Origin of the sequence: Halomonas sp. B23F22_20, assembly GCF_043496985.1 — a bacterium.
Taxonomy (GTDB): Bacteria; Pseudomonadota; Gammaproteobacteria; order Pseudomonadales; family Halomonadaceae; genus Halomonas.
Map to the genome: position 1 here is coordinate 79,961 of NZ_JBIEKH010000005.1, position 25,810 is coordinate 105,770.

Consider the following 25,810-nt stretch of genomic DNA (forward strand, 5'->3'; position numbering starts at 1 on the left):
ACAAATATTGTTGATAGTATAACTATATTCCGCGTGCTTGCCCGCAATGGTAGGCTAGGGGCTGGATCATCCGATTCAAGCCGATCACAGGGAAAGCGCGTCATGGCAGTCTTCAAGCACTCCTCCGATTCCGCACTGGTCGTCCCGGGCGAGGGCCGGCTTAGCCATGCCCCGCGGGGGCACCCTGCACTGCCCGAGGGCAAGGTGGGGGTAGTGCTGGCCAACCTCGGGACCCCGGATGCCACCGACTACTGGTCGATGCGGCGTTATCTTGGCGAGTTCCTCTCCGACCGGAGGGTGGTGGACTACCCGCGCTGGCTGTGGCAACCGCTGCTGCAGCTGATCATCCTGAGCAGGCGCCCCTTCATCTCGGGCAAGGCGTATCGCAGTATCTGGAATCAGGGGCTCGATGAGAGTCCTTTGCTGACTATCACCCGCGAACAGACCGCCAAGCTGGCGACGCGGCTTGAGTCGGCCTTCGGGGATCGGGTCGAAGTGGATTTCTGCATGCGCTACGGCAACCCTTCCACCGATAGCGTGCTGCGCCGGTTGCAGGCCCGGGGGTGCGAGCGGATCCTTTTTTTCCCGCTCTATCCCCAGTATGGCTCGCCGACGACCGCCACCGCCTGCGATCAGGCCTTCCGTACTCTGATGCGTCTCAAGTGGCAACCCTCGGTGCGCACCGTGCCCGCCTATTACCGCCACCCGGACTATCTCGAGGCGCTGGCCGCCTCTGTTCGGGAGGCCTATGCGAGCGCGGAGGTGGCCCCGGAGGTGCTGGTGGCCTCCTATCATGGCGTGCCCAAGCGCTTCCTGGACGAGGGCGATCCCTACTACTGCCACTGCCGTCAGACCACCCGCCTGCTGCAGGAGGCGCTGGGGCTGTCGGACACGGCCATCGAGACTACCTTCCAGTCGAAATTCGGGCCCGAGGAGTGGGTGGGGCCGGCCACTGTCGAGCGAGTCGCCGCACTGGCTCGGGAGGGGCGGCGACACATCGCGGTGATCTCGCCGGCCTTCGCCGCCGACTGCGTCGAGACCCTGGAGGAGATCCAGCAGGAGATCCGCGCCGCCTTCCTGGCGGCCGGCGGCGAGACCTTCACCTATGTGCCCTGTCTGAATGCTCGCGACGACCATGTCGCGGCGTTGGAAACCATCGCCCGTCAGGAGCTGGCGGGCTGGCTCTAGTCGGTGCAACGACCACGTGGCACCGATGACATGATACGGGCGGCCCAAGGGGCCGCCCGTATCATGTCGTGCCGGTCTCGCGGCGGGCCTAGAAGTGCGTCGAGGGTTTCTCGAGAGTAATCGGCGCACGCTCCTCGGGATCGCCGTGAGGGAGTGGCGTCTCGCCGATTTCCTCTTCATGCAGTTCAACGGGGCGGCCGCGGGTCTTGTTGATGTACTCGAGTCGCAGGTGCAGACCGGTCTTGGCCAGCAGGTGGGCGCTCACCGGCGCGGTGATGAACAGGAACAGGGCGATCAGCATCTCCTGCACCACCGGCTCGCTGTCGGCGATGCCGAAGTAGAGCATCGAGGCGACCAAGGTGCAGCCGATACCCATGGTGGTCGCCTTGGTCGGCCCGTGCAGGCGCATGTAGAAGTCCCGCAGGTGGGTCATGCCCAGTGAGCCGATGAAGGCGAAGGCGCCGCCGGCGATCAGGAACAGCGAGATGATGGCCTCGAGAATCACGTAGAACGTCATGCGGGGCTCTCCTATTCGATGATGTCGCCGCGCAGCAGGTACTTGCAGACCGCCACGGTGCTGATGAAACCGAGCATGGCGATCAGCACCGCCGCCTCGAAGTAGGTCTTGGTGCCGAGCCACAGGCCGAGCAGCACGATCAGCGCGATGGAGTTCACGTACATGGTGTCCAGCGCCAGGATGCGGTCGGGCAGGCTGGGCCCAACCGTCAAGCGATAGGCATTGAGCACCAGGGCCGCCATCACCAATGTCAGGCTGATCTTCAACGCAATGTCTAGCATTCGTAGATCTCCTTGAGCGGGCGCTCGTAGCGTTCGCGAATCTGCTCGATCAACTGCTCGTCGTCCTCGGCGTCCAGGGCATGGATCAGCAGCGTCTTGCCATCCATGCGCAGGTTGGCCGACACCGTCCCCGGGGTGAGGCTGATGGTGCTCGCCAGCAGCGTGATGGTGAAACGTTCCTCCAGCATCAAGGGGTACTCCACGAAGTGCGGTCGCGAGCGCTGGCGGGGGTTGAGAATCAGCCAGGCGACCTGGAAGTTGGCGACCACGATGTCGCCGAGCACCCGCAGTATGTAGCGCAGCAACAGCCCCGGACGCTTGACCCGGGGCTGGACGTCCCAGAAGCGGTAGGTGAACAGCGGGATCACGACGGCCAGGAAGCCGCCCAGCAGGAAGTGGCCGAAGGACAAGCTACGCACCAGCAGCAGCCAGACCACCAGCAGCAGCAGTGACAGTAGCGGGATCGGAAGCCAGGAACGGGGGCGGATCATGGGGCGTCTCCAGCATCGGACAGCAGGGTGCGAACCATGGCGTCGGGGTTGGCCAGCTGTTCGGCGGTGGCTTGGGTATAGTCGCTGATGGGCCCGGCCAAGGCCACCAGCAGGGGAGAGGCGGCCAGCAACAGGCTGACGCCGATCCAGTGCTGACGGGGCAATGGATCGCCGTCGCGCTCGCCCTGTTGGCTGCGCCAGAACAGCGTCGAGCCGGCCCGGGATAAGGCGATGATGGCGCCCAGTCCGCTGATCAGCAGCAGCGGCCACAGCCACGGCTGTTGCTCGGGCGTGGCGGCGTCAAGCAGCAGCGCCTTGCCGATGGCGCCGGACAGCGGCGGCAGGCCGGCCACGGCCACGGCGCCGGCCAGGAACAGCATCGCCAGGGCGCCGCCCTGGGTCAGCGGGCGGCCGCGGACGATGCGCGTGCCGGCCTTGCCGCGCTGCAGGCCGATCATCTCGGCGAGCAGGAACAGGCCGCCGGTGACCAGGGTGCTGTGCACCAGGTAATAGAGCAGCGAGGACGTGGCCTCGACCGTGCCCATGCCGACGCCGGCCAGCAGGGTGCCCACCGAAACCAGCACCAGATAGGCCACCAGCAGGCGCAGATCGCGGGCGGCCAGCACGCCGAGGGTGGCCACGGCCAGGGTCGCCAGGGCCAGCCACCAGACCCAGGGCTGCTGCAGGGCGGCCAGGCTGCCGGCCTGCTCGCCGAAGATCAGCGAGTAGACCCGCAGGATGGCGTAGATGCCGACCTTGGTCATGATGGCGAACAGCGCCGCCACCGGGGCCGGGGCCGCGGCATAGGCCCGCGGCAGCCAGAAGTAGAGCGGCAGGATGGCGGCCTTGAGGCCGAACACCACCAGCAGCAGCAGCGCGCCGGCGGTGACCAGGCCGGTGCGCTCGGCGGGCAGCTCGCCCAGGCGCACCGCCATGTCGGCCATGTTGAGAGTGCCCGTAGCGCCATACAGGGTGCCCACGGCGATCAGGAACAGCGCCGAGCCGGCCAGATTGAGCACGACGTAGTGAACTGCGGCCTGGGTGCGCGACTTGCCGCCGCCGTGAAGCAGCAGGGCGTAGGAGGCCAGCAGCAGTACCTCGAAGAACACGAAGAGGTTGAACAGGTCTCCGGTCAGGAAGGCGCCGTTGATGCCCATCAGCTGCAACTGGAAGAGGCCGTGGAAGTTGCTGCCCTGCTCATCGTCGCCGCCGCAGGCGAAGATCACGCACCCCAGTGCCAGCACCGAGGTGAGCAGGACCAGCAGCGCAGAGAGGCGGTCCAGAACCAGCACGATACCGAACGGTGGCTGCCAGTCTCCCAGGGCGTAGTAGGCGATCTCACCGTCGGCTGCGCGGGCCAGCAGCAAGGCGGACACCAGCACCAGCAGCAGGGTGGCGCCAACGCCGAGTCTGCGCTTGAGGCGGGTGCCGCCGAGTCGCGAGCGTAGCAGTATCACGCCGGCGAGCAGCGGCAGGACGATGGGCAGGACGATCAGGTGTTGGCTCATCGACGCCCCTCCTCGCGCTCTTCGCGGGTACGACCGTCAACGTGGTCGTTGCCCATATCGCCGCGGGCTCGCATGGCCAGGATCACCGCGAAGGCGGTCATGGCGAAGCCGATGACGATGGCGGTCAGCACCAGCGCCTGGGGTAACGGGTCGGCATAGTATCGGTCACCATCGATGATGGCTGCGCCGTGGGTGGTCAGTCCGCCCATGGAGAACAGGAACAGGTTGACCGCATAGGACAACAGGGTCAGGCCCACCACCACGGGAAAAGTGCGCCCCCGCAGCATCAGGTAGAGGCCGCAGGCGCTCAGCACGCCGGTGGTGATGGCATAGAGACTTTCCATCAGCGTTTCTCCTTGCCGGTGGTGGTGTCGGCAGAGTGATCGTCCTTCACTGGACGGTGCGCGGTGGTCACCTTGCCGAGGTTGGCCAGAATCATCAGGGTCGCGCCCACAACGGCCAGGTAGACCCCCAGGTCGAAGAGCAGCGCGGTGGCCAGCTCGAAGTCGCCGACCAGCGGCAGGTGGAAATGGCCGAAGGCCGAGGTCAGGAAGGGATGGCCGAACAGCCAGCTGCCCAGCCCGGTCAGGGTCGCCAGGCCCACGCCGGCGATGGCCACCGGCTGATACTGGAAGTCGAGGCGCGACTGGGCCCATTCCACGCCGCGGGCCATGAGCAGCAGGATCAGTGCCACGGCGGTGATCAAACCGGCGATGAAGCCCCCGCCGGGCAGGTTGTGGCCGCGCAGGAAGATGAAGGCCGAGACCAGCAGGGCCAGGGGCAACAGCGCCTGGGAGATGGTGGTGAGGATCATCGGATAGCGATCCGGGCACCACAGCCGCCCGTCGGCGTCGCTATGTGGCATGAACAGCCGCAGGCGATTGAGCAGCTTGAAGATGGCCAGGCCGGCGATGGCCAGTACGGTGATCTCGCCCAGGGTATCGAAGCCGCGGAAGTCGACCAGGATGACGTTGACCACGTTGTGGCCGCCGCCGCCGGGCACGCTGTTGTCGAGGAAGAAGCCCGAAATGCTGCTGATGTCGCGGGTCAGCACGGCGTAGTTGAGGCTGGCGATGGTCATGCCCAGGGCGCCGGCCAGGGCGGCGTCGCGCAGGCTACGCGGAAGCGAGGATTCGCGGGGCGTCTTCTGCGGCAGAAAGAACAGCGCCAGCATCAGCAGGATGATGGTCACCACTTCCACCGAGAGCTGTGTCAGTGCCAGGTCCGGAGCGGAGAAGCGGGCGAAAGTCAGCGATACCAGCAGCCCCACCATGGACAGCATCAACAGCGAGATCAGGCGGTAGCGGTGGGTGACCGCCGTGGCCAGGCCGCTGAAGATCAACAGGGCGGCCCCGACGAGCAGCACGCCGTCCACCGGTTGCTGTGGCTGGTCGCCGGCCAGGCTCGGCATCTGGCCCAGGCCCAGGGCGACGAGTCCCAGGGCCGTCAGCAGCAGCAGCCCCATATAGCGCTGCAGGGAGGCGTTGTCGAGGCGAGCCAGCAGGCGCTCGGCGCGTCGTGCCGAACGTTGCATGGCGGCCTCGAACACCAGTCGCGCATCCACCGGGCGGAATCCGCGCATGAAGCGGCGCAGTTGGGCGTGCAAGAGGTAGAGGATGATACCGGCGATCAAGGCCACGGCGCTCATTGCCAGCGGCAGGTTGAAGCCGTGCCAGATCGCCAGATGGAACTCCAGCGGCGCGAGCAGCACGGCGCGAGTGGCCAGATCGAGCAGGCCGCCGGCCAGTGCCGAGGGAAACAGGCCGACCAGCACGCACAATGTCGTCAGCAGCGCCACTGGAGCGCTCATCAAACGCGGCGGGTCGTGGGGCGTCTTGGGCGGTGCCTGGCGCGGTGCCTTGAAGAACACCGCGTACACCAGGCGCAGCGAATAGGCCACTGACAGCACGCCGCCGGCGGTCGCCAGCACCGGCATCAGCCAGCTGAGCCCGCCCAGGACCGGTGTCTCCAGGGTTTCGGCGAACAGCATCTCCTTGGACAGGAAACCGTTGAGTAGCGGCACCCCGGCCATGGCCGCGCCGGCAATCGCGGTCAGCAGGGCGGTGAGCGGCATCAGCCGTGCCAGCCCGCCCAGGCGTGCCAGCTCGCGGGTGCCGGTCTCATGGTCGATGATCCCCGAGCTCATGAATAGCGCCGCCTTGAAGGTGGCGTGATTGAGGATGTGGAACAGCGCCGCCAGCACGGCCATGGGACTGCCAATGCCCAGCAGCAGCGTGATCAGGCCCAGGTGGCTGACCGTGGAAAAGGCCAGGATGCCCTTGAGGTCGGTCTTCATCAGCGCGAACCAGGCGCCGTAGAGCAGGGTAGTCACGCCTACCAGCGACACGATAAGGGTCCACAGCTCGCTGCCGGAGAGCGCCGGGTGCAGGCGGGCCATCAGGAAGATGCCGGCCTTGACCATGGTCGCCGAGTGCAGGTAGGCGGAAACCGGTGTAGGCGCGGCCATGGCGTGGGGCAGCCAGAACTGAAAGGGAAACTGGGCCGACTTGGCGAAGGCGCCGAGCAGCACCAGGGTCAGGATCAGCGGATAGCGCGGGTCGGCGAGGATCGCCTCGCCGCTGGTCAGCACCTGGTCCAGGTTATAGCTGCCGACGACATCGCCGATCAGCAGGAAGCCGGCCAGTAGCGCCAGGCCACCGGCACCGGTGACCGCCAGTGCCATGCGCGCGCCCTTGCGGGCATCGCTGCGGTGGGACCAGAAGCCGATCAGCAAGAAAGACGAAAGGCTGGTGAGCTCCCAGAACAGCCACAGCAGCAGCAGGTTGTCGGCCATCACGATGCCGACCATGGAGGCCATGAACAGGATCAGGTAGGCGTAGAAGCGTCCGTAGGGTTCTTCCGGCGCCAGATAGTAGTGTGCGTAGAGCAGGATCAGCAGGCCGATGCCCAGGATCAGCAAGTTGAACAAGAGTGTCAGGCCATCGAGACGGAAGGCCAGCTCCAGACCAAGCGCCGGGATCCAGTCGACGGCGAAACGCAGTGTCTCACCGTCGAGCAGCGCCGGCACTTCGGCCAGCGTCAGCAGCAGCGCCAGGGCGGGCAGGGCGGCGGTGGCCAGGGAACATTCGCGGCGTCGAAGGCCGGCGCCGAGCGCCGGCACAAGCACGCCGAGAAGGGGTAGCAGCGCTATCCACAGCAAGGTCATCGGTCGGTCATCCTGCACGGTTGCGTTGGCTCAGGGCATCATCATGCCGAGGGCGCGGCCGAACGCAAGTGGCAGGCGTCGCATCCGTCCCTGGGAGAGTCATGCCCCCTGAAGTGTTGGAATGGCAATACCTTACCGTATTGGGCGGCGGCTCGCGCCATCTTGCCTTTCAAAATCGAGCTCTTTAAGGTTAAGTCACTTTCTCAGCCGGCGGGCCCGCGGGGCGCCAGGGAGGAGTGCTCGATGCAACTGATGGTGCTGGGAGGCTTCTTTCTTGCCGGGATGGCGCCGTTGCTGCACCGGTGGTTTGGGGCGCGCACTCCGCTGCTGATGGCGGCGCTGCCGGCGGGGATCGCCGTCTGGCTGCTGGCCCAGTGGCCGACGATCGTTGCGGGTAAGACCCTGCGCCTGGAATGGGCCTGGGCGCCGGGGCTCGATATCACCCTGACCTTCCTGATCGACGGCCTGTCGCTGCTGTTCGCCCTGCTGATCAGCGTAATCGGCGCCCTGGTGCTGGCCTACAGCGGAGAGTATCTCCGTGGCCACCGCGACCTGCCACGCTTCCTGTTGGTCATCACTGCTTTCATGATGTCGATGCTGGGCCTGGTGCTGGCCGACAATCTTGTGGCTCTGTTCGTGTTCTGGGAGCTCACCAGCGTCACCTCCTACCTGCTGATCGGCTTCAACCATACCGATGCGATGGCCCGCAAGGCCGCCCAGCAGGGGCTGCTGGTGACGGTGGGCGGCGGCCTGGCGCTGCTGGCGGGCTTCGTCATGCTGGCCGTGGCCGGCGGCAGCTGGTCGCTGGCGGCCCTGGTCGAGCGCGGCGATCTGCTGCGCCAGCACGATCTCTACACGCCGCTGCTGATCTGCATCCTGGTCGGGGCCTTCACCAAGTCGGCCCAGTTCCCCTTCCACTTCTGGCTGCCCAATGCCATGGCGGCGCCAACCCCGGTCTCGGCCTATCTGCACTCGGCGACCATGGTCAAGGCCGGGATCTACCTGCTGGCGCGCCTGCATCCGGCGCTTGGCGGCAGCGAGACCTGGACGCTCACCCTGTCGCTGGTCGGCGCCCTGACCATGGCCACCGGGGCCTTCCTGGCGATTCATCACACCAGCATCAAGAAGCTGCTGGCCTATTCCACGGTGATGGCGCTGGGCACCCTGACCCTGCTGCTGGGCATCGGCACGCCCGGGGCCCTGAGCGCCTTCGTGGTCTTCCTGCTGGCGCACTCGCTCTACAAAGGCACGCTGTTCCTGATCGCTGGTATCCTCGACCACGAGACCGGCACCAAGGACGTCACCGCCATGGGCGGGCTGCGTCGGGCCATGCCGCTGACCGCCACGCTGGCCGTGGTCGCCGGGCTGTCGCTGGCCGGCCTACCACCGCTGCTGGGCTTCGTCGGCAAGGAGCTGATATTCGCCTCGGTGCTGGACGCCACGGCCTGGCGCTGGCTGCTCCTGGCCCTGGCCTTCCCGGCCGCCTTCCTGACCCTGGCGGTGGCGGCGATCGTCACCCTGAGGCCCTTCTTCGGCGCCTCTCGGGAGACGCCCCTCACGCCCCATGAGCCGCCCTTCGCCATGCTCGCCGGCCCCCTGCTGCTGACGTCGCTGTCGCTGTGGCTGGGGCTGGCGCCGGGCGGGCTGGATGGCCTGACCAACGCCATCCTGGCGGGCATCGGGGCGCCCGGCGCCGACATGCACCTGGTGCTGTGGCACGGGGTCAACCTGCCGCTGGTGCTGTCGGTGGCCAGCCTGGTACTGGGGGGGCTGGTGTATCGCCACTGGGATCGGCTGCGCGTCGCCTTGCGGCGGCTCGACCCGCTGATGGCGCGTGGCCCCGAGGCCGGCTACGAGGCACTGATGGCGGGCCTGGTGTCGCTGTCGGCCTGGCAGACCCGCTTCCTGCAGAACGGCTATATGCGCAACTACCTGGTGATGACCCTGCTGGTCCTGCTGGGGCTGGTGGGGCATGCCTTCTTCTTCCGTCACGGCCTGGCGATCGAGCTCGGCCTGTCGGTCCACTTCCACGAGGCGGTGGTCGCCGGGCTTATGGTGGCCGGCGCGGTGGCCGCCTGCGTGATGCAGGCACGGCTGGCAGCGGTGGCGGCGGTGGGGGTGATGGGTTTTTCCATCGCCCTGACCTTCGTGCTGTTCAGCGCGCCGGACCTGGCCATCACCCAGCTGCTGGTGGAGACTCTCACCGTGGTGCTGCTGGCGCTGGTGCTGTTCCGCCTGCCGCGCTTCGCCACCCTGTCGACCCCCCTTGAGCGGCTTCGCGACCTGGTGGTGGCGACCCTGACCGGGGGTCTTATCACGCTGCTGATGCTCTCGGTGCTGTCCGGGGAGCGCCTGCCGCGCATCTCCGACTGGATGGTCGCCAACAGCCAGCCGCTGGCGCACGGGCACAACATCGTCAACGTCATCCTGGTGGATTTCCGCGCCCTGGACACCCTGGGCGAGATCTTCGTCCTAGCCCTGGCGGCCGTGGGCGTACATGCCATGTTGCGTTTCCACGGTCGCGAGCACGAGGCTCGCGGCGGCGGGCGCTCGGGAGCGCCGTCCGATGGTTAAGTCCGGCACCCTGATCCTGAGCGTCGCCGCCCGCCTGCTGCTGCCGCTGCAGCTGCTGTTCTCGGTGTTCCTGCTGCTGCGCGGTCACGACGAGCCCGGTGGGGGCTTCATCGCAGGCCTGGTGGCGGCAGGGGCCTTCGTGCTTTACCTGTTCGCCTTCGGGCGCCATGTCCTGCGCAAGATCCTGCGGGTCTCGCCTCGTGACCTGGTGGGAATGGGGTTGCTGCTCAGCCTGGCCTCGACGCTGCCGGCTTGGTGGAGCGGCGAGCCCTTCTTCACCGCCCACTGGTGGACGATTCCGGTCATCGACTTCAAGGCCTCGACGCCGCTGACCTTCGATATCGGCGTCTATCTGGCGGTCGTGGGCATGGTGCTCACCGCCATCACCGCCCTTGTGGACACCGATCGACACGATGAGGGATAGCCTATGGAACCCTTGATGGCCGTGACCATCGGCGTGCTGTTTGCCACCGCCATCTACATGATGCTGCGGCGCTCCATCGTCAAGCTGGTGATTGGGCTGATGCTGCTGTCCAACGCCGCCAACCTGCTGATCTTCGCCACCGCCGGCATGCGCCGCGGGGCGCCGCCGCTGGTGCCGGAGGGGCTCGCTGCCCCCGAGTCGGCGGTGGCCGATCCGCTGCCCCAGGCGCTGGTGCTGACCGCCATCGTCATCGCCTTCGGCGTGCTGTCGTTCGCGGTGGTGCTGGTGCGACGCGCTTGGGAGATCGTGCGCGCAGACGACCTTGACCGGATGAAGGATACCGACACGTGACTCCGCAGATCGCGCTACCCGTCATCATTCCGCTGTTCGCCGGGGCCCTGTCAATGGTGTTCTGGCGGTCCCGCGCGATGCAGCGCCTGATCGCGGTGGGCGGCACCTTCGGGCTGCTGGTCACCGGCGTCTGGCTGCTGATGACGGTGAACCGCGACGGCATCCAGGTGATGCAGATGGGCGGCTGGCCGGCGCCCTTCGGCATCAGCCTGGTCGCCGACCTGCTGGGTGCGCTCATGGTCGTGCTGACCGGTATCATCGGCCTGGCGGTGGCGCTCTTCTCGCTGGCCTCGGTCGGCCGCAGGCACCAGGACTACGGCTATTTCCCGCTGATGCACCTGCTGCTGGCCGGCGTGGCCGGGGCCTTCCTGACCGGCGATATCTTCAACCTCTACGTGTGGTTCGAGGTGATGCTGGTGGCCTCCTTCGCCCTGCTGATCCTGGGCAGCGAGAAGCCGCAGATGGAAGGGGCGATCAAGTACGTCACCCTCAACCTGGTGTCGTCGGTGCTGTTCCTGGTCGCCGTGGGCCTGCTGTATGGCATGGTGGGCACCCTCAACATGGCCGACATCGCCCGCCGGCTGGCGACCCTGGACGATACCGGCATGGTCGACGTGCTGGCGATGATGTTCATGGTCGCCTTCGGCATCAAGGCGGCGGCCTTCCCGCTGTTCTTCTGGCTGCCGGCCTCGTACCACACGCCGCCAGTCGCGGTGTCGGCGCTGTTCGCCGGCCTGCTGACCAAGGTCGGGGTCTATGCGCTGTTTCGGGTGTTCACGCTGATCTTCCATCACAGCCCCGGCTATACCCATGAGATCCTGCTGTGGGGGGCCGCCCTGACCATGCTGTCCGGTGTCCTGGGGGCGGCGGCGCAGTTCGAGTTCCGGCGCATCCTGTCGTTCCATATCGTCAGCCAGATCGGCTACATGATCCTGGGGCTGGCGCTGTTCACGCCTCTGGCGATCCTCGGCGGCGTGTTCTATATCGCCCACCACATCATCGTGAAGACCAACCTCTTCCTGATCAGCGGCATCGTCCAGCGGTTACGCGGCAGCTATCGCCTCGAGGCGCTGGGTGGCGTCTATCGCGAGCATCCCTGGCTGGCGGTGCTGTTCCTGGTGTCGGCGCTGTCGCTGGCCGGCATGCCGCCGCTGTCGGGTTTCTTCGCCAAGTTCATCGTGATCCGGGCGGGCCTCGAGGCCGAGGCCTACGGGGTGACGGCGATCGCCCTGCTGGTGGGGCTGCTCACCCTGTACTCGATGATCAAGATCTGGAACGAGGCGTTCTGGAAGGCGCCCCCCGGTGACGAGGCCGGGGGCGAGCCCCCGCGGGAGGTCGGGCAGCGCGAGCTGTGGCTGATGGGCGCGCCGGCGGTCGGCCTGGCGCTCTGCACCCTGGCGATCGGCCTGCAGCCCGACGCGCTCTATGCGCTGGCCGAGGCCTCGGCGGCGCAGCTGCTGGCGCCCGAGCGTTACATTGAGGCGGTACTCGGCGTACCGGGAGGGGGATCATGATCGGCGCGGCCTGGAACCTGATGCTCGGCGTCGCCTGGGTGGTGCTGACCGGCGACTTCAGCGGCGGCAGCCTGTTCGCCGGGCTGGTGTTCGGCTACCTGGTGCTGGCGCTGATCCAGCCCCAGGTGCCGGCGCTGGCCGGTTACGCCCAGCGGCTGCCGCGACTGATCCGCTTCGTCGGCTTCTTCCTCAAGGAGCTGGTGGTCTCCAACCTGCGGGTGTCCTACGACATCGTCACGCCACCCTGGTACATGAAGCCGGGGGTGATCGCGATGCCGCTGAAGGCCCGCACGGAATTCGAGATCGCCTTCGTCGCCAACCTGATCTCGCTGACCCCGGGGACGCTGAGCCTGGACGTCTCCGACGACCGCCGCGTGCTCTACATCCATGCCATGTTCCTCGACGACGAGCCGGCGCTGACCCGCAGCCTGGCCGAGCTCGAGCGGCGTGCCCTGGAACTCTTCCACTGACGAGGGGAGGCCTATCCCGTGTCGATCGTGATCCTGTTCAGCCTGGCCGTGATGTCGCTGGCCCTGTGTCTGGCGTTCGCGCGCCTGTTCCGGGGACCGAGCCTGCCGGACCGGGTCGTGGCGCTGGAGCTGTTCTCCTCGATCCTCGTCGGCATCATCGGCGTGGTGGCCATCGCCACCGACGTGTCGATCCTGCTCGACGTGGCCATCGTCATGGCGCTGATGGCCTTCATGGCGACCATCGGCTTCGCCCGGTTCCTGGAGCGGGGAGGGCCGCGAGATGACTGAGGCGCTGACCGCCGCCGGCATGCTGACCGGCTCCACCTTCATGCTGCTGGCCGCCCTGGGGGTGGTCCGCCTGCCCGATCTGCTGACCCGCCTGCACGCGACCACCAAGGCGGCCACACTGGGCGTGTCGCTGATCATGCTGTCGGTGGCGGTGCACTTCGCCGAGACGGCGGTGGTGGCCCGGGCCCTGGGGATCATCCTGTTCCTCATGCTGACGGCGCCGGTGGCGGCGCATATCATCGGCCGCGCCGGCTACTTCGTCGGGGCCCGACTGTGGGATGGCACCGTCAAGGACGAGCTGCGCCCCCACTACGATCCGCTGACCCATCGCCTGCACAGCGGGCGCGAAGAGGACGACGAACCGCCTGCCACGCCGCCCCATCGCGACTGACTTCCCCGCCCGCAAGACGCATCTCGTCCCGCCGGGGCGTGTCACCCCCGAGACCCGCGACGTCCACAGGCCAACGTCTCGATCGCCACGTTCGGTTTATCCCATCCGCCTGCCGGCCCGCAGGGCGAATCCTGTCCGCGTCGGCCGTCCCGCTTGCGTTCGCGGCCATGGTGCATATCATGTACATAAGTTGTACTGTTTTATTTTTATGTTCATGTTTTGGTGTCGCCATGCGTTGCAAGGCCGATCTGCCCGCGAAGACATGCCCGACCTGCGGCCGCCCCTTTCGGTGGCGTCGCAAGTGGGCCCGCTGCTGGGACGAGGTGCGCTTCTGCAGCGAGCGCTGTCGACGTACGGCTCGGCGGTTGTCGCGTGCAGAGGGCCGAGCATGAGGATGACGCGATGAATATTGATCTGGTCTGGCTGCGCCAGGATCTTCGCCTGGCCGACAATCCGTTGTTCGATGGCCCCCTCGGCGAACATCTTCTCTGTGTCTACGTCCTGGACGAGCGCTGGCTGGCGGACGGGCGACTCGGCCCGGCGCGACTGGGTTTTCTGTGGCAGTGCTTGATCGAGTTGCGTGGGCGCATGCTCGCGAGGGGCAGTGACTTGCTGGTGCGCATCGGCGATCCGGTTGGCGAGGTGGCCAAGCTGGCTGCGGCGGAAGGGGCTCGATGTGTGCGAGTGCGTCATGACCCCGGCTGGGAGGAGAGACGGGCGGTCGACCGGTTGCGTCATTGCCTTGAGGACAAGTGTTCGGTGGAGGTGCGGGAGGGTGGCATGCTGCTCTCGTCGGCGAGCCTGCCAATGGCCATCGCGGCGCTTCCAGCCGGTTTCTCGGCGTTTCGCCGGCGGGTTAGGGACATCGTGCCTCAGCGTGCCCGCCCGACGCCGGTGACCCTGCCGCCCTGGCCTCCTTCGGCACCGCGGGGGCTTCCGGCGCTTCGACGCGTGTGTCCCCGTGCGGATCGCTGGCGCGCCTCGCCCCGGGGAGGCTTTCGCTTCACCGGCGGCGAGGCGGCGGGACGTGCGCGGTTGGAAGATTACCTGTGGGGTAGTGGGGCCGTGTCGCACTATGCCCGGACTCGCAATGGCCTGGTGGGTGCCGACTTCTCCAGTCGTCTGTCGCCGTGGCTGGCTCATGGCTGTATGTCTGCCGCCCAGGTCAATGATGCGTTGCATGCCTGGGAAACGGAGCACGGCGATAGCGAGTCGAGTCGCTGGCTGCGCTTCGAGCTGCTGTGGCGGGAGTATTTCCATTGGGCGGCCCGGCAGGACGGTCGCATCCTCTATGGGCGCAAAGCGGCGCCGCTCGGAGGAGACCCCTTCGAGGCCTGGTGTCGGGGCGAGACTGGCCTGCCGTTCGTCGATGCCGGCATGCGTGAACTGGCTGATACCGGCTGGCTATCGAACCGGGCGCGTCAGAACGTGGCCAGCTACCTCGTGCACGACCTGGAGGTCGACTGGCGACTGGGCGCCGCCTGGTTCGAGCGCTGCCTGATCGACTACGATGCCGCCAGCAACTGGGGTAACTGGGGCTACATCGCGGGCCAGGGGCGCCACGTCAGGGCGCACCGTTTCGAGGTGCTCGATCAGGCCGAGTTCTACGATCCTCACGGCGACTATGCGGTCCGATGGTGTCCCGAACTGTCGAGCCTGCCCGCGGGGGAAGCCCGTCACCGACCCTGGCGACATGCTCCTGCCACCTTTCCACCGCCGTTGGCTCCGTCGACCCGATAGCGCTCGTCGCGATGAGCGCTGCGTCCCTCGATCGTCTCGCCTGATCCTGGCGTATGTCATCCAGGTTCGAGGGTCGCACTTGCCGCAGACTGGTCTGAGCGTTCGATCTGGGCGATCATCGGAGCCTGTTTTCGCCAAGGAACGTCGTTGACATGCTGCCCCCGCTCTTGTTTCTCGTACTGCTGTGCGCCAGCCTGACCGGCTGCCAGGGTATCGCCACGTCCCATGCCGCGGCTGCCTCGGAGGCCCCTGCGTCGACCGGCGTCGGGCCCGATGATCGGGTCGATCGTCCTGAACAGGCGCGAGATTTCGCCGCCTGGCGGCGTGACTTTCGGCGTCTGGCCCGGGATGAGGGCATTGGCGAGCCGACCCTGGCGTACCTTGACGAACTGCACTATCTCCCCCGTGTCATCGAGCTGGATCGTCGCCAGCCGGAGTTCGTGCGCCCGATCTGGGAGTATCTGGACGGGGCCATATCGGCGAACCGGGTGAGTGCCGGCCAGGCCCGGCTTGCTGAACATCGCCAGGCGGCTCGACGCGCGGCCGAACGATTCGGCGTGCCCGCCGAGGTGCTGGTCGCCATCTGGGGTATCGAAAGTAGTTACGGCGGCTATCAGGGCGACTTTTCGACCCTCGATGCCCTGGCGACGCTGGCCTTCGATGGCCGGCGGCGCGACTTTGCACGCGGCGAGCTGTTGGCAGCGCTGCGTATCCTGGAGGCCGGCGACGTGCCCGCCGAGCGTATGGTGGGGTCGTGGGCCGGTGCCATGGGGCATCCGCAGTTCCTGCCGTCGAGCTACCTGGCCCATGCGGTGGATGGTGACGGCGACGGCCGACGCGACATCTGGGGCAGCGTCCCCGATGTTCTGGCGTCGATCGCCGGCTATCTCGACGAGGCCGGTTGGCGGTCGAGCGAACCCTGGGGAACCGAGGTCGTGCTGCCGGCGGACTTCGACTACTCGCTGACCGAGCCGACAATTCGCCGTACCTCCGGCGAGTGGGCCGCCGTCGGCGTGCACCCTCGGGGCGGCGGTGCCCTGCCGCCGCTTAACGATGCGGCAGTGATCGCCCCTGCCGGGGCGCGGGGGCCGGCCTTCCTGGTTGGCCACAACTTCCGGGTCATCCTGCGCTACAACAATGCCACCAGCTACGCGTTGGCGGTGGCCGTTCTGAGCGATGCCATCGCCGGTCGCCCCACCATCCGCGGCGACTGGCCCCGCACGGAGCCGGGGCTGCGGCGCACCGAAGTCCGTGAGCTGCAGCGCCGGCTCAATGCGCTCGGCTTCGACGTCGGCGAGCCGGATGGCATCCCCGGGCCCAATACCCGGCGCGGCCTGCGAGGCTTCCAGCGTGAGCTCGGCGTGATCCCGGACGGCTTCGCCACTCGGGCCCTGCTGGAGCAGCTGCGAGAGGTGACGCCATGAGGCGCGTGGCGTGGCTGTGTGCGGCGGCGCTATGGCCTGCACTGGCGGTCGCCGAGGCCCCCGAGCGGGTGGTGGGCTGGGTCGAGCCGGTGGCTCTGATGCCCTGGAATCTACCCTTCGAGGCCAAGCTGGACAGCGGCGCCTTGACCTCGTCGTTGGATGCTCGCGACATCCGCGCCTTCGACAAGGCGGGCGAGCCTTGGGTGCGTTTCCGGCTGCAGCTCGAAAACGACGCCGAGGGCGAGACCTTCGCCATGACCCTCGAGCGCCCCCGCGCTCGGCGCATGGTGGTGCGTGGCGCCGGCGGGCGCGATGAGCGGCCAGTGGTGTTGCTCGATGTCTGCGTAGGCGGCGTGATCTACGAGGAAGAGTTCAGCCTTCGCGACCGCTCGTCCATGAACTATCCGATGCTGCTGGGGCGGCAGACCATCGGCCATCTAGGGCGCCTGGACGTGGCTCGTACTCACCTGACCGAGCCGAGCTGCGACGGCAGTGCCCCGCGGATGCCCCATGCGCCTGAGGATGACGGCCAGGACGGACAGGACGCATCAGAATAGGCGTGCCAGCAGGGCGGTCACGGCGGTCTCCACCCGCAGGATTCGCGGGCCCATGTGGATGCCGTGGCAGCCGGCCTCGAGCAGCCGCTCTACCTCCCAGGGGATGAAGCCGCCCTCCGGGCCGACCACCAGCAGCGTGTCCTCCTCGATGCCGCGAGGGCAGGCCTCCGGCATGCCGGGATGGGCCAGCAGGCCCCGGCGGTCGGTCAGCAGGTCCGGCAGCACATCCTCGACGAAGGGGCGAAAGCCCTTTGCCAGGGTCACCTTCGGCAGCCGGGTATCCCGGGCCTGCTCGAGCCCCAGCACCAGGTGACGATGGATTTTCTCCTCGCCAAGCTCCGGTGACTGCCAGTAGCTCTTCTCCACCCGCCGGGTATTGAGCAGCGTCAATTCCTTCACCCCCAGTGCGGTGACGTGCTCGAGTGTTCGGGCCAGCATCCGCGGCCGTGGCAGGGCCAGCACCAGGTGCACCGGCAGGGCTGGTGGTGGCGGCTGGTCGAGTCCGGACACCTCGAAGACTGCCTCCGTCTCACTCAGGCTCAGCAGCTCGCCGCGCCCCAGGGCGCCGCCTTCGATGCCAAGCGTCATGGCGTCGCCGGCCCGGGCCCGATGGACCTCCCTGAGATGCGAGAGGCGCCGAGGGTCCCGGACCCTTGCCAGGCGGTCGTTCTCGATGTCGTCGGGCGAGAGCAGGATCAGGTTCATGTGGCCTCGGTAGTGGACTGACGGCGTCGGGCGGGACGGTGCGAGCGTGGCATTAAATCCGCCTTTCCCTTGCATGGGAGGTGGGGCGGTGCACAATACCTGCATAAGGAGGCGTCCGCCTACCCGAATCGAACAAGGAGCAGCGCCGTGCGCGTGATTCGCAAGTATGCCAACCGCCGGCTCTATGATACCGAACAGAGCCGCTATGTGACCCTCGAGGACCTGCGCAAGCTGATCCTCGACGAGGTGCCCTTCCGGGTCGAGGACGCCAAGAGCGGCGAGGACCTGACCCGTACCATCCTGCTGACCATCATCATCGAGCAGGAACAGGCCGACGGCGACGCCCAGGTGTTCTCCAACGACCTGCTGGCCCAGTTCATCCGGGTCTACAACATGGCGCAGCCGCTGCCTCTGGCGCGTTACCTGGAGCAGGGCACCCGGCTGATGATGGAGCAGCAGAAACACATGCAGGACCAGTGGCAGCAGGCCATGCGCCATACCCCCATGGAGCTGATGCGCGAACTGGCCGAGGAGAACATGCGCTTCTGGCAGCAGAACCTCGGCGGCCAGGCCGGCAAGGGCCGCAAGGATGACGACGAGTCCTGACACGAGGCGTTGCCCGAAGGCTGGGCAGGCGGCTGCCTACCGGAGGGTCGGCCATGGAAGAGCCGCGCCGCTGCGGCAAGAGACGTTGGATGCGAGGGGGACGCGACGCAGGACGGCGTCGGGAGAGGTCGCCATAGCGCGCTCGCGAGGGCCTGTCACCGGCGTGGCCTCGACCGATCGGCTCGGCCGAGTTCCCTGAGGGCGGCGCCAGCGGCCGCTTTCTGACATAATGCCGCGACGTTTTTCTCCGAGTTTCCCGTGTAGTGAGGTAGAGCAGCGGATGAAGGTTCTGATCATCGGCGGCGGTGGCCGCGAACATGCCCTGGCCTGGAAGGTCGCCCAATCGCCCCGGGTCGAGACCGTCTACGTGGCACCGGGCAACGCCGGCACTGCCCGTGAGCCCGGGCTCGAGAACGTGGCCATCGGCGCCGAGGACCTGGAGGGGCTGGTCGCCTTCGCCGGCGAGCAGGCCATCGACCTGACCATCGTCGGCCCCGAGGCCCCGCTGGTGGCTGGCGTGGTCGACCGCTTCCGCGATGCCGGTCTGGCGATCTTCGGCCCCACCGCCGGCGCCGCCCAGCTCGAGGGCTCCAAGGCCTTCACCAAGGACTTCCTGGCCCGCCACGCCATTCCCTCCGCCGAGTACCGCACCTTCGTTGCGGTCGAGCCGGCCCTGACCTATCTCGCCGAAAGGGGTGCGCCGATCGTCATCAAGGCCGATGGGCTGGCGGCCGGCAAGGGCGTGATCGTGGCCATGACCCTCGAGGACGCCGAAGCGGCGGTGCGCGACATGCTCGAGGCCAACGCCTTCGGCGACGCCGGTGCCCGGGTAGTCATCGAAGACTTCCTCGAAGGTGAGGAGGCCAGCTTCATCGTCATGGTCGACGGCGAGACGGTGTTGCCCATGGCCACCAGCCAGGACCACAAGCGCGCCTATGACGACGATCAGGGCCCCAACACTGGCGGCATGGGTGCCTATTCCCCGGCGCCGGTGGTCACCGACGAGGTCTATGAGCGCGTGATGGAGCGCGTCATCCGGCCCACGGTGCGCGGCATGGCCGAGGAGGGGCATCCCTATACCGGTTTCCTGTATGCCGGGCTGATGATCGACCCCGCGGGCAACCCCCGCGTGATCGAGTACAACTGCCGCTTCGGCGATCCCGAGACCCAGCCGATCATGATGCGCCTGCAGTCCGACCTGGCTGAGCTGTGCCTGGCCGGGGCCCGCGGCGAGCTGGCCGGTCACTCCTGCGAGTGGGACGCTCGTGCCGCGGTGGGTGTGGTGCTGGCCGCCGGTGGCTATCCCGGCAGCTACCGCAAGGGCGATGCCATCGAGGGGCTCGATGCCGCCGAGGCCGCGGGCAGCAAGGTCTTTCATGCCGGTACCGCCGAGGGCGAAGCGGGTGAGGTGCTCACCGCTGGCGGCCGCGTGCTGTGCGTCACCGCCTTGGGCGAGGGCGTCTCGGCGGCCCGCGACCTGGCCTACCGCGGCGTGGAGGAGATCCGCTGGCCGGACGCCTTCCATCGCGGCGACATCGCTCACCGCGCCATCGCCCGGGAAGGCGGCGAGGGCTGAGCGGCCGGACGACATGCATCACGAGGAGGCGGCATGGAGCGCGTGAAACTGGTCTTCCCCGAAGCGGACCTCTGCCATCGGCATCCGCTGTCGGTACGTATCACCGACATGAACTATGGCCGGCATCTCGGCCATGATGCCGTGGTGTCGCTGATGCATGAGGCCCGTGTCCATGCCCTGAGCGCCCTGGCGCTTGCCGAGGGCGACATGGGCGGCTACCCCTGCGTGGCGGCCGACCTTGCGGTGCAGTATCAGGCCGAATCGCGCTGGCCCGAGGCGCTGGTCGTAGAGACCGCCATCCCGGCTCCGGGGCGTCGCGCCATCGCCGTCTTCCATCGCATCCGCCGGGTCGCGGACGAGCGCACCGTGGCCACGGCGCGGATCAACCTGATGCTGGTGGATCCCGCCACCGGGCGCCCGGTGGCGGTGCCCGATCTCGTCTGCGAGCGCCTGACGGGGAGGGCCTGATGTCACGAGAGTATCCGATCATTGCCGTGACCGGTTCATCCGGGGCCGGCACCACCACCGTCAAGCGCACCTTCGAGCGCATGTTCGCGCGCGAGGACGTGCATGCCGCCTTCGTCGACGGCGATGCCTTCCATCGCTACACCCGCCAGGAGCTGGCACGCATCTTCCGTGAGGAGCCCGAGCGGAAGGACGAGCTGTCTCACTTCGCCGTTGAGGCCAACCTGCTCGATCGCCTGGAGGAGCTGTTCCAGGAGTACGGCGCACACGGCGCCGGCACCTATCGCCACTACATCCACGCCGAAGACAAGTCGATGATCGAGGCTGGCTATCAGGTGGGTACCTTCACCGAGTGGCAGCCGTTGCCCACGGGCACCGACCTGCTGTTCTACGAGGGGCTGCACGGTGGTCTGGTGACGGCCGAGCATGATATCGCCCGTTATGCCGACCTGCTGGTCGGAGTCGCGCCGACCATGAATCTGGAGTGGATCCAGAAGATCGACCGCGACATGCGCTATCGCGGCTATTCCCAGGAGGCAGTGATCGATACCATCCTGGGACGTATGGACGACTATGTGCGCTACATCCAGCCGCAGTTCTCGCGCACCCATATCAACTTCCAGCGGGTGCCCACGGTGGATACCTCCAACCCCTTCGAGGTGCAGGACATCCCCGCCGATGCCGAGTCCTTCGTGGTGATCCGCTTCCGGGATCCCGCCACGGTGGACTTTCCCTACCTGCTGGCGATGATCCACGAGTCCTTCATGAGCCGACCGCATACCCTGGTGGTGCCGGGATCGCGCATGTCGCTGGCCATGGAGCTGATCCTGGGGCCGCTGGTGCGCCACCTGCTGGCCCAGCGGCGCTTCCGCTGAGTTCTTCACTCCATTCCCCGTTCGTTATCCGTCGAGGAGCACGCCCCCATGGACTGCCTGTTCTGCAAGATCATCGACCGCGAGATTCCCGCCGAGATCGTCTTCGAAGACGATGAGGTGCTGGCCTTCAAGGACCTCAATCCCCAGGCGCCGACCCATGTGCTGATCGTGCCCAAGCGCCATATCGCCACCCTCAACGATATTCAGGAGGACGGCGACCTGGCGCTGGTGGGGCGGCTGCAGTTCACCGCCGCCAAGCTGGCCAAGCAGGCCGGTTTCGCCGAGGACGGCTACCGGGTGGTCATGAACTGCAATGAGCAGGGCGGCCAGACCGTCTATCATATCCACATGCACCTGATGGGCGGTCGACGCTTTACCTGGCCGGCTGGGTAGTCGGCAAGCGGCGCTTCGCCGCTATTGACGCGGTGTTCGACGCATCGGGTGCTGCCCTCGGTCATTTCATGCCGGAGCGTTTTTCCCACGCCGCCGCCCTCGGGCGGCGGCGTGGCGTCGGGGCAGTGCCCGCGCCGGGACGGCTCGGTTACAATGAAGCCATCATCGATTCAGGGGGTGTCATGAACCGTCAGTATTCCCGTGCCGATCACCTGGTGCGTCAGGGCGATGCCGTGCTGCGCACCCTGCTGCCTGGAGCGGCCCAGGCCTCGCGTCCCTCGCCGGCCACCCCGGAGGTGCGCGACGATGCACTGGACGAGGCCGAGCGTCGCCATGCCGAAGGGCTGATGCGCATCAACCATACCGGCGAGGTCTGTGCCCAGGCGCTCTACCAGGGCCAGGGGCTGACCGCCAAGTTGCCGGAGATCCGCGAGCAGATGGAAGCGGCCGCCCAGGAGGAGATCGACCACTTGGCCTGGTGCGAGGCTCGCCTCAGTGAGCTCGACGGACACACCAGCCGCCTCAACCCGCTGTTCTACGCTGCCTCCTTCGGCATGGGCGCATTGGCCGGGGCGATCGGTGATCGGATCAGCCTGGGCTTCGTCGCGGCCACCGAGGAGCAGGTGGGGCGCCATCTCGATGCCCACATGGACGAGCTACCGCCCGGAGACCACCGCTCGCGAGCGGTGCTGCGCCAGATGGCCATCGACGAGGCCCATCACGCCGAGCAGGCGCTGGCTGCCGGAGGGGCGCGTTTCCCGGCTCCGGTGCAGGCCGGCATGCGCGTGATGTCCAAGGTGATGACCAAATCGGTCTACAGGCTCTAAGCCGGAAGCTTGAAGCCGTAAGCTGGAAGAAACCCCAAAAAGTGAACCCCACCCGGTCTTGCCAGGGTGGGGTTCGCGTTTTCTTCCAGCTTCAAGCTTACCGCTTAAGGCTCCCGCGCTCCGCGCGGGCTAGTCCATGTTGCGGGAGTAGAAGATCTCCAGCATCTCCTTGCGCAGTCGGCTCTCGATGTCCCGAGCCTCCTCGAAGCTGATGTCGCGCCGGGAGGTGCCGAACAGGTAGTTGTCCAGCTCGAAGTCCTTGAGCAGCATCTTGGTGTGGAACATGTTCTCCTGATACACGTTCACGTCCACCATCTGGTAGGCCCGCTTGGTGTCCTCGGCCAGGTAGTCCTGGATGGAAGTGATGTCGTGGTCGATGAACAGCTTCTTGCCGTCCACGTCACGGGTGAAGCCGCGCACCCGGTAGTCCATGGTCACGATGTCGGAATCGAAGCTGTGGATCAGGTAGTTGAGCGCCTTCAGCGGGCTGATCTGGCCGCAGGTGGAGACATCGATGTCCAGGCGGAAGGTGCTGATGCCGTTGTCCGGATGCGACTCGGGGTAGCTGTGCACCGTGACATGGCTCTTGTCGAGGTGGGCGACCACGGTCTCCGGCAGCGGTCCCGGGCCGGGCTCCATCTGCTCGGGGTCGGCCTCTTCCAGCTCGTGCTCGGCGATCAGGATGGTCACGCTGGCCCCGTGGGGCTCATAGTCCTGGCGTGAGATGTTGAGCACATGAGCGCCGATGATGTTGGTGACGTCCTTGAGGATCTGCGTCAGGCGCTCGGCGTTGTAGAGCTCATCGATATAGTCGATGTAGGCCTTGCGCTGCTCCTCGGTCTTCGCGTAGCAGATATCGTAGATGTTGAAGCTCAGGGAGCTGGTCAGGTTGTTGAACCCGTGGAGTCGGAGATTGTCGGTCATGTCCGAGCCTCCCTACTGTGGCAGATGTTGTCATCCCGACGGTGGCGCCGGAACCCCTGACGATCGAAAGGCGCGTATTATGCACACCCCACCGTGACGGCGCACCCGCGGCGGCGGATTTTTTTGCCGGCGATGGCCGTCGGGGCGGAAGTGCCGGACCGTACGCCCCGACGATGCGCGAGCGGTGGTGTCAGTCCTCGACGATCGTGAAGGAGTGCGTGACTTCCACGCCGCCCTTGGCCAGCATGATCGAGGCGCTGCAGTACTTGTCGGCGGAGAGCTCCACGGCGCGCTTGACCTGCTTCTCCTTGAGGCCATGGCCGCTGACCGTGAAGTGGATGTGGATCCTGGTGAACACGCTGGGCACGCTGTCGGCGCGCTCGGCCTCGATGCTGGCCACGCAGTCCGCGACCGGGGCACGGGATTTCTCGAGGATCTCCAGCACGTCGAAGGAGGTGCAGGCCCCCATGCCCATCAGCAGCATCTCCATGGGGCGCGGTCCAGTGTTGCGGCCGCCGTGATCGGGCGGACCGTCGATGACCACGCTGTGGCCGCTGCCGGCCTCGGCGACGAACTGGCGACCATCGGTCCATTTGACGCTGGCTTTCATAAGCGGAGTTCCTTCATGTTGGTTAAATGCGCGGCTCCACCGTGGCCGCTGCCGGCTTTCCATCCCCCCAGGCGACAAACTGGCGACCATCGGTCCATTTGACGCTGGCTTCCATACGCAGGGTGTCCTTCTGGTGTGGAGAATGGGCGGCTCGGCAGCATATCAGCTGGCGGCGCTCGACTCAGCCCGGCCGTATCCGCAGGGCTCGATCCAGGGCTTCGAGGCGGGCCGGGGTGCCGACATCGACCCAGGCGCCGCGATGATGGTGGCCGGCGACCTGGCCCGCGTCCATGGCCGCGCGCAGCAGCGGGGCCAGGGCGAAGGCACCGTCGTCGTGGCAGGCGACCAGCGCCGGGTCGAGCAGCGCCAGGCCGGCATAGGTCAGGCGTGGCTCGCCGGTCGGGTGAACGCGCCCGGCGGCGTCGAGGCGGAAGTCGCCGTCCGGATGGTGGTCGGGATTGTCCACCAGTACCAGGCGCGCCAGGTCTTCGTTCAGCGGCGGTAGGGCATCGGGCGCGATATCGCACCAGACGTCGCCGTTGACCAGCCAGAAGGGCGCTTCGCCGAGCAGTGGCAGAGCGCGGCGGATGCCGCCGCCGGTCTCCAGCGGCGTGTCTTCGCGGCTCCAGGCGATCGTCATGCCGAACTCGCGACCGTCGCCCAGTGCCTCGATGATCTGCTCTGCCCGGTAGCTGACATTGATCACCACTTCCCGGATGCCGGCGGCCGCCAGGCGTTCCAGATGATGGACGATCAGCGGCTTGCCGGCCACCGGCAGCAGCGGCTTGGGGCAGTGGTCGGTGAGCGGGCGCATGCGGGTGCCGAGCCCCGCGGCCAGGATCATCGCCTTCATGCCGCGCCCTCCCGATCGATGCCGCTCTCCGCCAGCCGCGCCGCCAGGGCGGGTCGGAATGTATCGGCCAGCCAGGCCTTGAAGGCGTCGTGACCGTCGAGGTCGGCGAGCGCATCCTCGAGATGACCGAGGAAATGGGGCAGGCGGGCGAGATAACCTTCGCGATGGTCGCGCAGGGTCAGCCGACAGAAGATGCCCAGCACCTTGAGCGCGCGCTGGGCGGCCATGGCGGCGACCTGAGTCCGGAAAGCCTCCGCGCCGACGGCCGACTCGAGCCGATCGTCGGCCACCGCGCGAGCGCGGAAGGCCTCGATCCACTCGGCACGCCGGGCGGCATCGAAGCGGCAGTAGCGGCCGTGGAGCAGCGAGATCAGGTCGTAGCTGAGCGGGCCGGCCACGGCGTCCTGGAAGTCGATCAGGTAGAGCGCCTCGTCGACCACCATCAGGTTCATGGCGTCATAGTCGCGATGCACGGTGACCACGGGCTGGGCGAGGGCGGACTCGATCAGCGCCTGGCGCAGGGCGTCCCAGCCTGGTGGCGGGGCGACGTCGAGCCAGCGCGACAGGCACCATTCCGGGAAGAGGTCGAGTTCGCGACCCAGCAGCGCGGCGTCGTAGGTCGGCAGGTTGTCCGGTACGGCGCGGTTCTGCAGCTCATGGATGAGCGCCAGGGCGGACTCGTGCCAGGCCAGGGTGGCCGGATCGCGCTCACCTCCGAAACGGGTCTGCAGCGGCGTGTCGCCGAGGTCGTCGAGCTCCAGGAAGCCGGCCTCGAGGTCCACGGCATGCAACTCGGGCACCGGAAGCCCGGCCGCCGCCCAGGCTCGGTCGATGGCCACGAAGGGGGCGCTGTCCTCGCGCTGCGGCGGGGCGTCCATCAGGATTCGGGTGGTGCCGTCGGGAAGGGTCAGCCGGTAGTAGCGACGGAAGCTGGCATCGCCGGCGGCCAGTCGCAGGTCCACTGCCTGCGGGGCGAGTCCATGGTGCTGGGCGGCCCAGTGGCGCAATTGCGTCTGGCGGGCGAGGGCATCGGCCTCTGGCATCTTCACCTCTCGATGTCCGGTGGTGGGGCGTCGGTTGACGGCCCCGGAG

The 25,810-nt window shown here is 67.3% G+C and carries 29 protein-coding genes; 18 read left to right on the forward strand and 11 right to left on the reverse strand.

Going from position 1 to position 25,810, the window contains the following annotated elements; genetic code table 11:
- The first annotated feature begins 102 nt into the window (after positions 1-102).
- On the forward strand, positions 103-1,188 hold the full coding sequence (gene hemH, locus ACGTN6_RS05105) for a ferrochelatase (RefSeq protein WP_394590196.1): 1,086 nt from the start codon (positions 103-105) through the stop codon (positions 1,186-1,188).
- A gap of 88 nt (positions 1,189-1,276) precedes the next feature.
- On the opposite strand, the gene ACGTN6_RS05110 is transcribed toward hemH, so the two are convergent.
- The 6 genes from ACGTN6_RS05110 to ACGTN6_RS05135 are packed head-to-tail and all read right to left on the reverse strand — an operon-like array spanning position 1,277 to position 7,151.
- Positions 1,277-1,705: a Na+/H+ antiporter subunit G gene (locus ACGTN6_RS05110; RefSeq protein ID WP_394590198.1), complete on the reverse strand. Its 429-nt coding sequence runs from the start codon at positions 1,703-1,705 to the stop codon at positions 1,277-1,279.
- 11 nt (positions 1,706-1,716) lie between these two features.
- Complete coding sequence (locus ACGTN6_RS05115; RefSeq protein ID WP_394590199.1) at positions 1,717-1,986, reverse strand: K+/H+ antiporter subunit F; 270 nt, start codon at positions 1,984-1,986, stop codon at positions 1,717-1,719.
- A complete protein-coding gene (locus tag ACGTN6_RS05120) occupies positions 1,980-2,477 on the reverse strand; it encodes a Na+/H+ antiporter subunit E (protein ID WP_394590201.1) in 498 nt (165 codons plus the stop codon). The genes ACGTN6_RS05115 and ACGTN6_RS05120 overlap by 7 nt, the downstream gene beginning before the upstream one ends.
- A complete protein-coding gene (locus ACGTN6_RS05125; RefSeq protein ID WP_394590202.1) occupies positions 2,474-3,985 on the reverse strand; it encodes a monovalent cation/H+ antiporter subunit D in 1,512 nt (503 codons plus the stop codon). Before ACGTN6_RS05125 ends, ACGTN6_RS05120 begins: the two co-directional genes overlap by 4 nt.
- Positions 3,982-4,329, reverse strand: coding sequence for a Na+/H+ antiporter subunit C (locus ACGTN6_RS05130; RefSeq protein ID WP_394590204.1), 348 nt, complete (start codon positions 4,327-4,329; stop codon positions 3,982-3,984). The genes ACGTN6_RS05125 and ACGTN6_RS05130 overlap by 4 nt, the downstream gene beginning before the upstream one ends.
- Positions 4,329-7,151, reverse strand: a complete 2,823-nt coding sequence (locus tag ACGTN6_RS05135) for a monovalent cation/H+ antiporter subunit A (RefSeq protein WP_394590205.1) — start codon at positions 7,149-7,151, stop codon at positions 4,329-4,331. Before ACGTN6_RS05135 ends, ACGTN6_RS05130 begins: the two co-directional genes overlap by 1 nt.
- Positions 7,152-7,394: 243 nt before the next feature.
- Between ACGTN6_RS05135 and ACGTN6_RS05140 the strand changes: the two genes are divergently transcribed.
- The 11 genes from ACGTN6_RS05140 to ACGTN6_RS05190 all read left to right on the forward strand — a co-directional run bounded on the left by ACGTN6_RS05140 (position 7,395) and on the right by ACGTN6_RS05190 (position 16,884).
- Positions 7,395-9,725, forward strand: coding sequence for a putative monovalent cation/H+ antiporter subunit A (locus ACGTN6_RS05140; protein ID WP_394590206.1), 2,331 nt, complete (start codon positions 7,395-7,397; stop codon positions 9,723-9,725).
- On the forward strand, positions 9,718-10,149 hold the full coding sequence (locus tag ACGTN6_RS05145) for a Na+/H+ antiporter subunit B (protein ID WP_394590207.1): 432 nt from the start codon (positions 9,718-9,720) through the stop codon (positions 10,147-10,149). The genes ACGTN6_RS05140 and ACGTN6_RS05145 overlap by 8 nt, the downstream gene beginning before the upstream one ends.
- Positions 10,150-10,152: 3 nt before the next feature.
- A complete protein-coding gene (locus tag ACGTN6_RS05150) occupies positions 10,153-10,500 on the forward strand; it encodes a Na+/H+ antiporter subunit C (RefSeq protein ID WP_016853685.1) in 348 nt (115 codons plus the stop codon).
- Positions 10,497-12,014 carry a Na+/H+ antiporter subunit D gene (locus tag ACGTN6_RS05155; RefSeq protein ID WP_394590208.1) on the forward strand — a complete coding sequence of 506 codons (1,518 nt, stop codon included), beginning with the start codon at positions 10,497-10,499 and terminating at the stop codon, positions 12,012-12,014. Before ACGTN6_RS05150 ends, ACGTN6_RS05155 begins: the two co-directional genes overlap by 4 nt.
- A complete protein-coding gene (locus tag ACGTN6_RS05160) occupies positions 12,011-12,484 on the forward strand; it encodes a Na+/H+ antiporter subunit E (RefSeq protein WP_046078215.1) in 474 nt (157 codons plus the stop codon). The genes ACGTN6_RS05155 and ACGTN6_RS05160 overlap by 4 nt, the downstream gene beginning before the upstream one ends.
- Before the next feature lie 18 nt (positions 12,485-12,502).
- Entirely contained in the window at positions 12,503-12,772 is a 270-nt protein-coding gene (locus ACGTN6_RS05165) for a monovalent cation/H+ antiporter complex subunit F (protein ID WP_106487934.1), read from the forward strand.
- The gene (mnhG, locus tag ACGTN6_RS05170; protein ID WP_394590209.1) at positions 12,765-13,163 is read left to right on the forward strand and encodes a monovalent cation/H(+) antiporter subunit G; all 399 of its coding nucleotides are present in this window, start codon (positions 12,765-12,767) and stop codon (positions 13,161-13,163) included. The genes ACGTN6_RS05165 and mnhG overlap by 8 nt, the downstream gene beginning before the upstream one ends.
- A gap of 230 nt (positions 13,164-13,393) precedes the next feature.
- Complete coding sequence (locus ACGTN6_RS05175; protein ID WP_394590210.1) at positions 13,394-13,555, forward strand: DUF2256 domain-containing protein; 162 nt, start codon at positions 13,394-13,396, stop codon at positions 13,553-13,555.
- 10 nt (positions 13,556-13,565) lie between these two features.
- The gene (locus ACGTN6_RS05180; protein WP_394590212.1) at positions 13,566-14,903 is read left to right on the forward strand and encodes a DASH family cryptochrome; all 1,338 of its coding nucleotides are present in this window, start codon (positions 13,566-13,568) and stop codon (positions 14,901-14,903) included.
- 152 nt (positions 14,904-15,055) lie between these two features.
- A complete protein-coding gene (locus tag ACGTN6_RS05185) occupies positions 15,056-16,327 on the forward strand; it encodes a lytic murein transglycosylase (RefSeq protein ID WP_394590214.1) in 1,272 nt (423 codons plus the stop codon).
- Positions 16,324-16,884: an ATP-dependent zinc protease family protein gene (locus tag ACGTN6_RS05190; protein ID WP_394590215.1), complete on the forward strand. Its 561-nt coding sequence runs from the start codon at positions 16,324-16,326 to the stop codon at positions 16,882-16,884. The genes ACGTN6_RS05185 and ACGTN6_RS05190 overlap by 4 nt, the downstream gene beginning before the upstream one ends.
- On the opposite strand, the gene ACGTN6_RS05195 is transcribed toward ACGTN6_RS05190, so the two are convergent.
- Positions 16,876-17,589: a 16S rRNA (uracil(1498)-N(3))-methyltransferase gene (locus tag ACGTN6_RS05195; protein WP_394590218.1), complete on the reverse strand. Its 714-nt coding sequence runs from the start codon at positions 17,587-17,589 to the stop codon at positions 16,876-16,878. The two genes, ACGTN6_RS05190 and ACGTN6_RS05195, sit on opposite strands and share 9 nt — an antisense overlap.
- A 147-nt stretch (positions 17,590-17,736) precedes the next feature.
- Here ACGTN6_RS05195 and phaR point away from each other — a divergent pair, with 147 nt between their 5' ends.
- From phaR to coq7, 6 genes are all read left to right on the forward strand, one after another.
- Positions 17,737-18,195: a polyhydroxyalkanoate synthesis repressor PhaR gene (gene phaR / locus ACGTN6_RS05200; protein ID WP_394590220.1), complete on the forward strand. Its 459-nt coding sequence runs from the start codon at positions 17,737-17,739 to the stop codon at positions 18,193-18,195.
- Positions 18,196-18,475: 280 nt separating this feature from the next.
- Positions 18,476-19,771, forward strand: coding sequence for a phosphoribosylamine--glycine ligase (gene purD, locus ACGTN6_RS05205; RefSeq protein ID WP_394590221.1), 1,296 nt, complete (start codon positions 18,476-18,478; stop codon positions 19,769-19,771).
- Between the two features lie 33 nt (positions 19,772-19,804).
- Complete coding sequence (locus ACGTN6_RS05210; protein WP_394590223.1) at positions 19,805-20,239, forward strand: acyl-CoA thioesterase; 435 nt, start codon at positions 19,805-19,807, stop codon at positions 20,237-20,239.
- Positions 20,239-21,111 carry a phosphoribulokinase gene (locus ACGTN6_RS05215; RefSeq protein ID WP_394590226.1) on the forward strand — a complete coding sequence of 291 codons (873 nt, stop codon included), beginning with the start codon at positions 20,239-20,241 and terminating at the stop codon, positions 21,109-21,111. Before ACGTN6_RS05210 ends, ACGTN6_RS05215 begins: the two co-directional genes overlap by 1 nt.
- Before the next feature lie 48 nt (positions 21,112-21,159).
- Positions 21,160-21,504 carry a histidine triad nucleotide-binding protein gene (locus ACGTN6_RS05220; RefSeq protein ID WP_394590227.1) on the forward strand — a complete coding sequence of 115 codons (345 nt, stop codon included), beginning with the start codon at positions 21,160-21,162 and terminating at the stop codon, positions 21,502-21,504.
- A gap of 182 nt (positions 21,505-21,686) precedes the next feature.
- Entirely contained in the window at positions 21,687-22,331 is a 645-nt protein-coding gene (coq7, locus tag ACGTN6_RS05225; RefSeq protein WP_394590228.1) for a 2-polyprenyl-3-methyl-6-methoxy-1,4-benzoquinone monooxygenase, read from the forward strand.
- A 129-nt stretch (positions 22,332-22,460) separates the two neighbouring features.
- Here coq7 and speD read toward each other — a convergent pair whose 3' ends face one another.
- The 4 genes from speD to ACGTN6_RS05245 all read right to left on the reverse strand — a co-directional run bounded on the left by speD (position 22,461) and on the right by ACGTN6_RS05245 (position 25,761).
- Positions 22,461-23,255, reverse strand: coding sequence for an adenosylmethionine decarboxylase (gene speD / locus ACGTN6_RS05230; protein WP_394590230.1), 795 nt, complete (start codon positions 23,253-23,255; stop codon positions 22,461-22,463).
- Between the two features lie 190 nt (positions 23,256-23,445).
- Positions 23,446-23,865, reverse strand: a complete 420-nt coding sequence (locus tag ACGTN6_RS05235; RefSeq protein WP_394590232.1) for an OsmC family protein — start codon at positions 23,863-23,865, stop codon at positions 23,446-23,448.
- A 181-nt stretch (positions 23,866-24,046) separates the two neighbouring features.
- Positions 24,047-24,718 carry an N-acetylmuramate alpha-1-phosphate uridylyltransferase MurU gene (gene murU, locus ACGTN6_RS05240; RefSeq protein ID WP_394590233.1) on the reverse strand — a complete coding sequence of 224 codons (672 nt, stop codon included), beginning with the start codon at positions 24,716-24,718 and terminating at the stop codon, positions 24,047-24,049.
- On the reverse strand, positions 24,715-25,761 hold the full coding sequence (locus tag ACGTN6_RS05245; protein WP_394590235.1) for an aminoglycoside phosphotransferase family protein: 1,047 nt from the start codon (positions 25,759-25,761) through the stop codon (positions 24,715-24,717). The genes murU and ACGTN6_RS05245 overlap by 4 nt, the downstream gene beginning before the upstream one ends.
- Positions 25,762-25,810 lie beyond the last annotated feature (49 nt).